Origin of the sequence: Qipengyuania sp. RANM35 (assembly GCF_041021145.2) — a bacterium.
In the GTDB taxonomy this organism is placed as follows: domain Bacteria; phylum Pseudomonadota; class Alphaproteobacteria; order Sphingomonadales; family Sphingomonadaceae; genus Qipengyuania; species Qipengyuania soli.
Window position 1 is genome coordinate 202,486 of sequence record NZ_CM196433.1, and the last position, 11,317, is coordinate 213,802.

General features: G+C 62.4%; 11 protein-coding genes. 10 read left to right on the forward strand and 1 reads right to left on the reverse strand.

The genetic code is table 11. The annotated features are described in order from the left end of the window. The first annotated feature begins 78 nt into the window (after positions 1–78). The 8 genes from RAM60_RS01045 to nusG all read left to right on the forward strand — a co-directional run bounded on the left by RAM60_RS01045 (position 79) and on the right by nusG (position 8,851). Positions 79–954 carry a MipA/OmpV family protein gene (locus tag RAM60_RS01045; RefSeq protein ID WP_369025942.1) on the forward strand — a complete coding sequence of 292 codons (876 nt, stop codon included), beginning with the start codon at positions 79–81 and terminating at the stop codon, positions 952–954. An 85-nt stretch (positions 955–1,039) separates the two neighbouring features. Further along, entirely contained in the window at positions 1,040–2,599 is a 1,560-nt protein-coding gene (locus tag RAM60_RS01050; protein WP_369025941.1) for a flavin-containing monooxygenase, read from the forward strand. A 98-nt stretch (positions 2,600–2,697) separates the two neighbouring features. Next, the gene (locus RAM60_RS01055; RefSeq protein ID WP_369025940.1) at positions 2,698–4,530 is read left to right on the forward strand and encodes a DUF885 domain-containing protein; all 1,833 of its coding nucleotides are present in this window, start codon (positions 2,698–2,700) and stop codon (positions 4,528–4,530) included. A gap of 64 nt (positions 4,531–4,594) precedes the next feature. Beyond that, positions 4,595–6,373 (forward strand): DUF885 domain-containing protein, encoded by a 1,779-nt coding sequence (locus RAM60_RS01060; RefSeq protein WP_369025939.1) that lies wholly within the window; start codon positions 4,595–4,597, stop codon positions 6,371–6,373. Between the two features lie 88 nt (positions 6,374–6,461). Next, on the forward strand, positions 6,462–7,637 hold the full coding sequence (locus tag RAM60_RS01065) for a glycosyltransferase family 87 protein (RefSeq protein WP_369025938.1): 1,176 nt from the start codon (positions 6,462–6,464) through the stop codon (positions 7,635–7,637). A 48-nt stretch (positions 7,638–7,685) separates the two neighbouring features. Then, positions 7,686–7,835, forward strand: a complete 150-nt coding sequence (locus RAM60_RS01070; protein ID WP_369025937.1) for a hypothetical protein — start codon at positions 7,686–7,688, stop codon at positions 7,833–7,835. Between the two features lie 234 nt (positions 7,836–8,069). Further along, a complete protein-coding gene (gene secE / locus RAM60_RS01075) occupies positions 8,070–8,273 on the forward strand; it encodes a preprotein translocase subunit SecE (RefSeq protein WP_200982363.1) in 204 nt (67 codons plus the stop codon). 41 nt (positions 8,274–8,314) lie between these two features. Then, positions 8,315–8,851 (forward strand): transcription termination/antitermination protein NusG, encoded by a 537-nt coding sequence (nusG, locus tag RAM60_RS01080; protein ID WP_200982365.1) that lies wholly within the window; start codon positions 8,315–8,317, stop codon positions 8,849–8,851. A gap of 36 nt (positions 8,852–8,887) precedes the next feature. Here nusG and RAM60_RS01085 read toward each other — a convergent pair whose 3' ends face one another. Next, on the reverse strand, positions 8,888–9,922 hold the full coding sequence (locus RAM60_RS01085) for an aspartyl protease family protein (RefSeq protein WP_369025936.1): 1,035 nt from the start codon (positions 9,920–9,922) through the stop codon (positions 8,888–8,890). A gap of 249 nt (positions 9,923–10,171) precedes the next feature. Between RAM60_RS01085 and rplK the strand changes: the two genes are divergently transcribed. Both rplK and rplA read left to right on the forward strand, forming a co-directional pair. Beyond that, a complete protein-coding gene (rplK, locus tag RAM60_RS01090; RefSeq protein ID WP_200982369.1) occupies positions 10,172–10,603 on the forward strand; it encodes a 50S ribosomal protein L11 in 432 nt (143 codons plus the stop codon). Between the two features lie 4 nt (positions 10,604–10,607). Then, the gene (rplA, locus tag RAM60_RS01095) at positions 10,608–11,300 is read left to right on the forward strand and encodes a 50S ribosomal protein L1 (RefSeq protein ID WP_200982372.1); all 693 of its coding nucleotides are present in this window, start codon (positions 10,608–10,610) and stop codon (positions 11,298–11,300) included. The last annotated feature ends 17 nt before the right edge of the window (positions 11,301–11,317 follow it).

The following is an 11,317-nucleotide window of genomic DNA, read 5'->3' on the forward strand; positions in this document are numbered from 1 at the left end:
GATCAACGGCTTGGCTCGACCGAATGGGGGAACGTCGCGGCGTGAAGGCGGTTCTCCATTGAAAAGGGGCATGTCAGAATGAAATCGCATACGATCCGCTTTGCGCTCGGGGCCATCCTCGTCGCCAGTGCAACGCCAGCTTTCGCGCAGGACGACGAACAGGGCGACGCCTTGCTGCGTGAGTCGCATCAATCGGTTTATACTGGCGACTGGCTCAGCGTCGGGGCGGGCGTGGTCTATTCGCCCAGTTACGACGGGTCGGACGATTATGTGATTTCGCCGCTGCCGATCGTGCAGGGCAAGCTGGGCGGCATCGGGATCAATCCGCGACCCGGCGGTCTGGCGCTCGATTTCATCCCCGATGCCGATGGCGAAGTGGCATTTTCGGCGGGCGTCGCAGCCAGGATCAACCGCAATCGCGCCAGCCAGATCAAGGATCCGGTGGTCAAGCTCTACGGCAAGCTCGACACCGCGGTCGAAGTGGGTCCGACGCTCGGCGTCAGCTTCCCCGCCGTCCTCAATCCCTACGACAGCCTCAGCTTCAACGTGGACGCGCTGTGGGACGTGGCGGGCGCGCACAAGGGCATGACCATCAACCCCAGCGTGACCTATTTCACACCCGTCAGCCGCGGTGCCGCCGTATCGCTGTCGGTCAGCGCGAGCCACGTCGACGACGACTATGCCGACTATTACTACTCGGTCCCGACGCTCAATACGCTGGCCCCCGAAGACACATTGCCCGGCTTCCAGGCCAAGGGCGGTTTCGACAGCGTTGGAGTCAATTTGCTCGCCGGAGTGGATCTCGACGGTGACCTGACCAACGGCGGTTTCGCGCTGATCGTGCTGGGCGGATACTCGAAGATGCTCGGCGATGCGAAGCGCACTCCCTTCACCAGCATCCGGGGTGACGATGACCAGTGGATGCTCGCCGCGGGGGTCGGCTACACGTTCTAGCGACACAATCTGGCGCTTTGACGCCGATCAATGACTCGATTCCTGCGCGGATGTGATAAGCACGTCAGCGAGAGAGGAATCGCCTATGAACGCTGTCGAGAGTTTTTCGCCCTCCAAGAATGCCACCCATGTCGACGTCCTGATCGTCGGCGCGGGCATATCGGGCATCGGATCTGCCTGGCACCTGCAGCAGCAATGCCCGTGGGCGAGCTATACGATCCTGGAGATGAAGGACACGTTCGGCGGGACCTGGGACACGCACAAGTACCCGGGCGTGCGCTCCGACAGCGATCTCTACACCTTCGGCTATCGCTTCAAGCCGTGGGTAGGTGCGCCGATCGCCAGTGCCGAGGAGATCCTCAAGTACATGGGCGAGGTGATCGAGGAGAACGGGATCGACGAGCATATCCGCTACGGTCACCGCATAACCTCCTGCGCCTATTCGCGCGACACGGGACTGTGGACCGTCGGTGCGACCCGCCTGTCCGACGGTGCCGAACTCACCTTCACCTGCCACTTTTTGTGGATGTGCCAGGGCTATTACGACCACGAGAACCCCTACATCCCGCCCGAGTGGCAGGGCATGGGGCTGGGCGACTACAAGGGCGATTTCTTCCACGCCATGCAGTGGGACCCGAACTACGACTACACCGGCAAGCGCGTGCTGGTCATCGGATCGGGCGCAACCGCCGCCACGGTCGTGCCGGCCTTCGCCGAAAAGGCGGAGAAGGTCATCATGCTCCAGCGCAGCCCGACCTATTTCTTCTGCAGCGAGAACAAGAACCCCCTGGCCGACAAGCTGCGCGAGGTCGGGGCCGAGGAGCCCGCGATTCACGACATCGTCCGGCGCCAGATCATGTTCAACCAGGACGTGATGACCAAGCGCTGCCAGGAGGAACCCGAGACCGTTTTCGAGGAACTGAAGGAACTGGTGCGGACCTTCGCGGAAAAGCCCGACTTCGAATTCGAACCGCACTTCACCCCGAAATACCGCGTCTGGCAGCAGCGGCTGGCCTTCTGTCCGGAGGGCGACGTGTTCAGGGCGGCCGTCTCGGGCAAGCTCGACGTCGTCACCGACACGATCGACCGCTTCACCGAGAAGGGTGTGCGCACCTCGTCGGGCCAAGAGATCGAGGCAGACATCATCATCGCCTGCACCGGCTTCAACCTGCTGGTCATGGGAGGCATTCCCTTCACCGTCGATGGCGAGGATGTCGACTGGGGCAAGACCGTCACCTATCGCGGCGCGATGCATACCGGCGTGCCCAACATGGTCTGGGTGATGGGCTATTTCCGCGCCAGCTGGACCCTGCGCGTCGACATGATGGGCGATTTCGTGTGTGCCATGCTCAACAACATGCGCGACAAGGGCGTGTCGCAGGTCGAGGTGAAGTTCCGGCCCGAGGATCAGGACATGGAAATCCTGCCCTGGATCGAGTCCGACAACTTCAATCCCGGCTACCTCAATCGCGGGATCGACGCGATGCCGCGGCGTGGGTCGAAGCCCGAATGGCGGCACAACCAGGATTACTGGGCCGAACGCGAGGCCTTCCCCCACATCGATTTCAACGGTCCGGAATTCGCCTATTCCGGCGGCCAGCCGCTGGGAGAGGAATCGCAGACGAGGGCGACCGTCGCCGCCTGACATTGGTCGAGTAGTGTCCGCCCGTGGTCGGAAGGGCGCTTTTCGGCGCGCGCTTGCGCGTGTCTGAGGGGCGCCACGAGAAAACCAGGGGAAACACAATGAAACTCGCCCGCATCGCATTGCTGTCGACGGCAGCACTTTCGCTCGGCGCCTGCGCCACCACCGGCACAATGTCCGAACCGCAGGGAGTTGCGGTCGTCTCGCAGGCTGACGAGCAGCAGGCTGCCCATGACGCGCTCTTCGCGCTCTTCGCCGATGCCGACGAACGCAATCTCAAGCTCAACCCCATCGGCGCGCTGTTCCGCGGAGACATGCGTTACGCCGATCGTCTGGGCGACTATCTCACCGACGAATTCACCGCCGCGAGCAAGGCGGACACCGAAACCAATCTCACGCTGCTGGCTGCCATCGACCGTAGCAAGCTCTCCCCGACGGACCAGATCGCCTACGATGTGTTCGCGCATGACCAGAAGGGGGCGATGGAAGGCTTCGCGCCCGAACTGATGGCTGCCTCCGAAGTCCGTCCGGTCAACCACTTCGCGGGCTTCCACACCTTCTACCCGAGCTTCGCCAGCGGCCAGAGCGCGGCTCCGTTCAAGACTGTCACCGACTACGAGAACAATCTCAAGCGCCATGCCGACTACATTGCCATCACCGACCGGGCGATCGGCAAGTTCCGCGAAGGCATGAAGACCGGCGTTTTCGAGACCAAGCTGACCATCGGCAATGTCGTCAGCCAGCTCGACACGCAGCTCGCTATGCCGATCGAGGACTCGCCTTTCTGGATGCCGATCAAGAACATGCCGGAAGATTTCTCGGCAGAGGACAAGGCGCGCCTGACCGCAGAATATCGCACAGCGACGCAAGCAATCTACGCTGCCCACACCCGCCTGCGCGATTTCCTGCGCGACGAATACCTGCCGGTGGCGCGCGACAGCGTCGGTCTCGGCCAGATGAAGGGCGGACCGGCCTACTATCGCTACCTCATCGAGAACTCGACCACGCTGCCGCTGGAGCCCGAGTACCTGCACCAGCTGGGCCTCTCCGAAGTCGCCCGGATCAAGGGCGGGATGGAGCAGATCAAGGACGAGGTCGGCTTCAAGGGCACGCTCAACGAGTTCTTCGATTACGTGCGCACCGACGAGAAGTTCAAGCCGAAGAGCCGCGAGGCGCTGACCCAGAGCTATTATGACATCGGCAAGCGCGTCGACGAGCAGATCGGCAACTACTTCTCGCTGCTTCCCAAGACTCCGTTGCAGATCAAGCCTTACGAGGAATGGCGCGAGAAGTTCGAGGCCGGCGGTTCCTACGATTCCGGCTCGCCCGACGGCACGCGTCCGGGCACCTTCTATTTCAACGCCTATGACCTGCCGAGCAGGCTGACGACGGGCAACGTCACGCTCTATCTCCACGAAGGCGCGCCCGGGCACCATTTCCAGATCAGCCTTGCGCAGGAAAACGAGGCGCTGCCCGCCTTCATGCGGTTCGGCGGCAACACTGCCTATGTTGAAGGCTGGGCGTTGTATGCCGAGACGCTCGGTTACGAGATGGGCTTCTACAAGGATCCCTGGGCCCGTTACGGCACGCTGCAGGACGAACAGCTTCGCGCCATGCGCCTGGTCGTCGATACCGGCATCCACGCCAAGGGCTGGACGCGCGAGCAGGCGATCGATTTCATGCTGGCCAATTCCGGCATGACCCGTACCGAAGTCGTGGCCGAGGTCGAGCGGTACATCGCCATCCCCTCGCAGGCGCTCGCCTACAAGGTCGGTGCGCTGAAGATCCAGGAACTGCGCAAGCGGGCCGAGGAGAAGCTGGGCGACAAGTTCGACATCCGTGCATTCCATGCGCAAGTGCTCGATACGGGTGCGCTGCCGCTGCCGGTGCTAGAGGAGAAGATCGACCGCTGGATTGCCGGCGGAGGCAAGTGATCGAGGCGGCCTCCGCAAGCGTGGAGGCCGCTCAGCAAATAGCTTTCCAAGGGGAGGAAAGAACATGAGGAAATTCGCCGCGCAGGCAGCGCTTGCACTGGTCCTTGCGGGAATGTCAGGGGCCTGCACCACCACGGGAGGCGTCGACGCGGAAGCGGTCTCGGCGCTGCCCAGCCCCCACCAGCAACTGGATGCACTCCTCGTCGCCAGCGAAGCAGCGTATCTGGAACGCAATCCCGTATCGGCGTTCTTCCGCGGCGATTTCACGCATGCCGACACTCTGGGCGACTCCTCGCCTGCATATTACGACCGCGAGCGAGCCGCTGCGCAGTCGGACCTGGCATCGTTGCACGCCATCGATCGATCGGCTCTGAGCGAGACCGACCGAATGGTCTACGATACCTTCGAATATACGATGCAGAGGCGCATCGCGGACAATTTCGGCGACGTGCTCAAGACCAACCTCGCCACTCCGATCGACCATTTCACGGGCTTTCACGTATTCTATCCGCGCATGTCGGCTCCGGGCGCCTTCATGCCTTTCGATACGGTGAAGGATTACGAGGACAATCTGTCCCGGCACCGTTCGGCGGCCCAGAACATCGACGAGATGATCGCCCGTTTGCGGACCGGCGCAGATGAGGGGATTACTCTGCCTCGGCTGACCGTCGAAATAATGGTCAAGCAATTCGACACACAGCTTGGGTCACCAGACCCGAGCAATCCCTACTACGCGCCCCTGAAGGCCTTCCCGGACAGTTTTTCCGCTGCCGAGAAGGCGCGGCTCGACGCAGAAACGCGCACCGCCGTGCAGAACGAACTCTTCCCTGCGATGAGGCGGATGCGGGATTATCTTGCAAATGAATACCTGCCGCTGGCGCGGACCAGCATTGCAGCCACAGCGACCCCTGGTGGCGAGGCCTACTACGCGCATCGCATCCACGAAATGACCACGCTGCCGCTGACTGCGGAGGAAGTGCACCAGACCGGACTTGCCGAGGTGGCACGGATCAATGCAGCGCTGTCCAAGGCCCGGGGCGAGGCGGGGGATCGCACGCAACCGACCTATACCACCAAGGCGGACCTGCAGGAGGCATGGTACGGCGTCGGTCGCAAGGTCGATCCGTTGCTCGACAAGCTTTTCATCCACAAGCCGCGGACGGAGTTGCAGATCCTCCCCTACGAGGAATACCGGGAGGCCTTCAACCTTGCGGCTTCGTACAACCCGGGGAAGATCGACGGCACCCGACCGGGCACCTTCTACTTTAGTGGCTGGAACGTGGCCGAGCGCAAGCTGGGCACCTCGATCGCGCTGTATATGCACGAAGGCAATCCGGGGCATCATTTCCAGACCATGATCGCTTACGAGAACGAGGACCTGCCTGACTTCATGCGTTACGGCGGTTTCACGGCCTTCAGCGAGGGCTGGGGGCTGTATGCCGAAAGCCTCGGCTACGAACTCGGCCTCTACGGCGACCCGCTGGATCGCATAGGTGCCCTGGCAGGGGGCGAGTTGCTGCGCGCGGTCCGGCTGGTGGTCGACACCGGCATGCACGCCAAGGGCTGGAGCCGCGAGAAGGCCATCGAATACATGGTCGCCAACGGTCAGCCCCGCGACTTCGCCGAGAGCGAGACGGCACGCTACATCGTCATGCCGGCCCAGGCGCTTGCCTACAAAACCGGCGAGCTCAAGATCAAGCAGCTGCGCGCAAGGGCCGAAGCGGCGCTTGGCGACAGCTTCGACGTTCGCAAGTTCCATGACCAGGTCCTCAATACCGGCGACCTGCCCCTGTCGGTGCTGGAGGCCAAGATCGACGCTTGGATCGCCGGCGGCGGAAAGTAGACCGGCTCGTGAAAGTGGATTGATCGCCGCCCCCTATGGCCGCGTCCTCATGCTGCCATTACGGCGGGGGAGTTGACCGGGGGTGGCGATGGATTTCCTGCGCAAGGCAGACTGGCTGACGCGAGATCGTGTGCGGGGCTATGCCCTGCTCGTCGCGCTCGCCTCCCTGGCCTTGCTTGCTAATAGCTACTTCAAGGCCATGGGGCCTGACGGGACGGATTTCCTCGCATTCTGGGGTGCGGGACATGTCACGTCAGCAGGCGAACCGGCAGCGGCATACGATCTGGCAACGCAGCAGCGTGTGCAGACCGCAACCGGGAGCCTGGGCTGGTTCGCCTTCGTCAACCCACCCCCATTCCTGTTCGCCGCGACGCCCTTTGGCGCGCTGCCGTTCCCGTTGGCCTGGATTGCATGGGTCGGTGTAACCTGGGGGCTGTGGGCGTGGGCGAGCATTCGCGCCTTTCCGCGCCTGTGGCCACTGGTGGTCGCCTATCCCGGAGCGCTGGTCGCGGCGGGCCATGCGCAGACGGGTTTGCTGACGGGCTCACTTCTGGTCCTTGCAGCTCACGAGCTGGGTAAACAGCCGCGCCTCGCAGGCGCCGCCATCGGAGCGTTGGTAATCAAGCCCCACCTCGCCTTGCTGGCGCCATTCTGGTTCGCGGCGGGAGGGAAATGGAGGGCGTTCGTTGCAGCAGGTATGACCGTGGCCGCGCTGCTGCTTGCGGCATTGCTCGCTTTCGGCACGGCGACTTTCGAAGGATACGTGACCAGCTGGAAGGCTAGCGGATTGCTGATGGAAGGGGTGAACACCGACTTCCTCCTGCGCATGACAACCTTCTTCTCGCAGACCCGCATTTTTGCTGGAGACGGGGCAGCCTATTTTGCGGGCAGCATTTCCGCGCTCTTGGCACTGCTCGCCGCAGTAACGTGTTGGCGTCGGTTTGACGGGGATGCCCGCGCCACGGGAGCAGCCGTCCTTGCAGCCACGGCGCTCGCATCGCCCTACCTGTTCAACTACGATCTGCCGTTCCTCATCTTCCCTACGTTGTGGCTAGTGGAGCGGGGCATCGCCGAGGGGTTTCGCACTTACGAAAAGCTAGCTTTGGCGGTCCTGTGGTTCGCACCCTATGCGACTCGCGCCGCCGCACTGCCGATGGGGGTGAACCTCATGCCTCTTGCCGCCCTGGCCTTGCTTTTCCTCGTGTGGACGCGTCCCGGATCGGGACTCGCCGAAACGGAAACGGGAACCGCCGCAGCTACTTAGGGTTTCTACCCATCAGGACGGAGGGAAAGAGTTTCATGGAGGTAACCCATGTCGAGCTTGTCCTTCCACAGTAGCCGCCCCGACCGGTGGACCCAGCCAAAGGCCTATAGCGACAGCAGCTTGCGCTATCAGACCCACGGCAAGATCCTCCCGATGGAGGAACCGGGTTTCCTGGCCCGACTGTTCGGACGGCGCTGAGGGTTCAGTCGAAGGATAAGGGGCCGGAAGCCATGGTGGTTTCCGGCCCCTTTTTCGTGTCCAGTCGCCGGCCAAGCCCGCTTGCCTTTTATGCGCGCAAGCCCTAGATGCGCACCCGTCTTCCGACATTGGGAATCGAAAAAGCCCCTCCCGGACTTGAACCGGGGCGGCGAGAGACCCTACCTGAAAGGGACGTGGCGGAAGGCGCGACGAATTACACGCGAGAGTGCGAACATGGCAGACGAAAAGAAGACTTCGCCGGCGGAATTCATCCGCCAGGTCCAGACCGAGGCCCGCAAGGTGGTCTGGCCGTCGCGCGAAGAAACGGTACGCACTGCCATCTTCGTTTTCATCATGATGCTGATCCTGGGGGTCTTCTTCCTCAGCATCGACACGCTTTTCAGCGCCGCCATGCAGTGGCTGCTGTCGCTCGCATAATCGCCGATCAGGCCGAACTTCCGACAGGGTAACGAGAAAAAATGGCACGCTGGTACATCATCCACGCCTATTCGGGCTTCGAGAACAAGGTCCGTGACGCGATCATCGCCGAGGCCGAGCGCCTGGGCCTGCAGGACGGGGTCGAAGACGTACAGGTCCCGACCGAAACCGTGACCGAAGTGAAGCGCGGCAAGAAGGTCCAGGTCGAACGCAAGTTCATGCCGGGCTACGTTCTCGCGAAGCTCAACATGACCGACGATGTCTACCACCTCGTCAAGAACACCCCGAAGGTGACCGGCTTCCTCGGCACCAACAACAAGCCGCAGGCGATCTCCGACAAGGAAGCTGCGCGCTATTTCGGCGGTGTGGAAGAAGCCAAGGCCGCGCCCAAGACGCAGGTTTCGGTCGATTACGAAATCGGCGACCAGGTCAAGGTGCTCGACGGCCCCTTCGCCAGCTTCAACGGCCTCGTCGAGGAACTCGATTTCGACAAGCAGAAGGTCAAGGTCTCGGTCTCGATCTTCGGTCGCGCGACCCCGGTCGAACTCGACTTCGAGCAGGTCGAACTCGTCAAGTAATTCGGCTGGCGGGGCCCGGGTCCCGCCAAGCTACCCCTAAGAGCAGGCTGTGTCGCGATCCGCGCTGATGCGCGATGCGCTGTGCGTGGTACGCACGAAAACGCGGCTGCTGTCGCACTTCTTCAACTGGAATCGCGCCTTGCGTTCCTTGAAGTCGAGCGACACGCGGCGGAAGTTCTCCATCATGTCCGTTCCCAGCAACAGCGAAGGTTTCCCTGTCAGGTTGAGCACTTCGAACGGCGGGATATCGGCAAAGGCGATCGGCACATTCTGGAGAATGATCGGACCAACCTTGAGCCGCTTGATGATGGCGAAATCGAGCTCCATAGCGGCGCCGGTCACGCCATAGACCTTGATCTTGCTGAATTCGTCGAAGTGACGGCGCAGCAGCTTGTCGCGCAGCGCAAGGTTGCCGATGGTGATCTCGGAGCCCGTATCGACGATTGCGTCGACCTTCTCCTTCTCGGCAGTGACCTCGGTCAGGATCAGCTGGCCGCGCTCCAGACGGCCCGTCACGACGATGATGCCATCGCCGAACATGCCCGCGCTGCGCTCGTCATCAACGGTGATGATGCGCTTTTCGAAATCCAGCATCAGCCGCTGCTCGACAAGGGTGTCGAGGCCGATCATCCCGTCCCCGCCGAGATCGCTTTCGTCGAGCACGGGCAATTCGAGACCGACGGTTTCGGTCGGGCCCAATCCCAGCGTGTCGACCTTGACCGTGTCGACCATGCGGCTTTCGGTCACGCCGTGGAGGAAAACCTGCTCCCCGTCGGGAAGGCCGAGCTTACCCGCCAGCGACTGCCCGATCACCGAGGTGTCGGCGCCGCTGTCGACGACGAAGTTGTAGGGTCCCTTGCCGTTGACCATGACCTCTGCGGTCATCCGGCTGACGCGCTTCTCCGCCTCGATGGCTTCGCCACCGATCTGCAGAGTCTCGTCGATGACGGCAGGCGGCAGTTCGGGCATCCGCATGACCGGCGTGGTCCGCACCTCTTTCGAAGCTTGTGCCATGGCCGGCGATGAGCTTGCCAGCAGCAGAGCTGCGGCGATCGATCCTCTCCACTTCATGCAGCGATCATAGACCTTTGCAATCCTCGAAGGGAGTGGGCTTCGATAGAGGAGCCATCGGGTTCGATGGGCGGTCGACGGCGCAGGGGGAGAATCGCTTGCATTCGCGGCGCGAAACGCTATGTGCGCGCCTTCCCGAGACATCTTAGGGAAACCCGCGCGGGAGGACTGCCCCGGTAGTCCACTTGACCGCTTACCATGAGCCGCGTGTCGAAAGAGTCGCGGCAACAGTGAGAAAGGAGGCCATTCATGGCCAAGAAGATCGACGGCTATATCAAGCTGCAGGTGCCCGCCGGCACCGCCAACCCCTCGCCGCCTATCGGCCCCGCACTGGGCCAGCGTGGCGTGAACATTATGGAATTCTGCAAGGCCTTCAACGCCGCGACCGACAGCCTCGAAAAGGGCATGCCGATCCCGACGATCATCACGGTCTATGCCGACCGCTCGTTCACCTTCATCACCAAGACTCCGCCGGCCAGCTTCCTGATCAAGAAGGCTGCCAAGCTGAAGTCGGGTTCGAAGGAGCCGGGCAAGGTTTCGGCCGGAACCATCAAGCGCTCGCAGCTCGCCGAAATCGCAGAGACCAAGATGAAGGATCTCAACGCGAACGATATCGAGCAGGCAACCAAGATCATCGAAGGCTCCGCGCGTTCGATGGGCCTCGACGTGGTGGAGGGCTAAGACCATGGCAAAGCAGACCAAGAAGCAGCAGGTTCGCGCCAAGCTGGACAGCGAAAAGCTCTACACCGTCGACGAGGCGCTCGCCACGCTGCGCGAGCACAAGAGCAAGTTCGACGAGACCGTCGAAGTCGCGATGAACCTGGGCGTCGACCCGCGTCACGCCGACCAGATGGTTCGCGGCATGGTTTCGTTGCCGAGCGGCACGGGCAAGGACGTTCGCGTCGCCGTGTTCGCCCGTGGCGACAATGCCGACAAGGCTCTCGCTGCCGGTGCCGACAAGGTCGGTGCGGAAGACCTCATGGAAGACATGCAGAACGGCAACCTCAACTATGACCGCGTGATCGCCACGCCGGACATGATGGGCGTCGTCGGCCGTCTCGGTAAGGTGCTGGGTCCCAAGGGCCTGATGCCGAACCCGAAGCTGGGCACCGTCACCCCGAACGTCGAACAGGCGGTCAAGGATGCGAAGGCCGGCCAGGTCGAATTCCGTGTCGAGAAGCTGGGCATCATCCACTCGGGGATCGGCAAGCTGTCGTTCAAGGACGCCGACCTAAAGGCGAACTTCAAGGCGCTGACCGAAGCCGTCGTGAAGGCCAAGCCGTCGGGTGCCAAGGGCAAGTACGTCCGCAAGGTCACCCTGACCAGCTCGATGGGCCCGGGCCTCAAGCTCGACCTCACCGAGGTCGAAGGCGCCTGAGCCACTCGCTTCGAACG

What these genes read in the sequence shown, in the direction of transcription:
- RAM60_RS01045 (WP_369025942.1), top strand. Translation starts at nt 79, where the DNA reads ATGAAATCGCATACGATCCGCTTTGCGCTCGGGGCCATCCTCGTCGCC.
- RAM60_RS01050 (WP_369025941.1), top strand. Translation starts at nt 1,040, where the DNA reads ATGAACGCTGTCGAGAGTTTTTCGCCCTCCAAGAATGCCACCCATGTC.
- RAM60_RS01055 (WP_369025940.1), top strand. Translation starts at nt 2,698, where the DNA reads ATGAAACTCGCCCGCATCGCATTGCTGTCGACGGCAGCACTTTCGCTC.
- RAM60_RS01060 (WP_369025939.1), top strand. Translation starts at nt 4,595, where the DNA reads ATGAGGAAATTCGCCGCGCAGGCAGCGCTTGCACTGGTCCTTGCGGGA.
- RAM60_RS01065 (WP_369025938.1), top strand. Translation starts at nt 6,462, where the DNA reads ATGGATTTCCTGCGCAAGGCAGACTGGCTGACGCGAGATCGTGTGCGG.
- RAM60_RS01070 (WP_369025937.1), top strand. Translation starts at nt 7,686, where the DNA reads ATGTCGAGCTTGTCCTTCCACAGTAGCCGCCCCGACCGGTGGACCCAG.
- secE (WP_200982363.1), top strand. Translation starts at nt 8,070, where the DNA reads ATGGCAGACGAAAAGAAGACTTCGCCGGCGGAATTCATCCGCCAGGTC.
- nusG (WP_200982365.1), top strand. Translation starts at nt 8,315, where the DNA reads ATGGCACGCTGGTACATCATCCACGCCTATTCGGGCTTCGAGAACAAG.
- RAM60_RS01085 (WP_369025936.1), bottom strand. Translation starts at nt 9,922, where the DNA reads ATGAAGTGGAGAGGATCGATCGCCGCAGCTCTGCTGCTGGCAAGCTCA.
- rplK (WP_200982369.1), top strand. Translation starts at nt 10,172, where the DNA reads ATGGCCAAGAAGATCGACGGCTATATCAAGCTGCAGGTGCCCGCCGGC.
- rplA (WP_200982372.1), top strand. Translation starts at nt 10,608, where the DNA reads ATGGCAAAGCAGACCAAGAAGCAGCAGGTTCGCGCCAAGCTGGACAGC.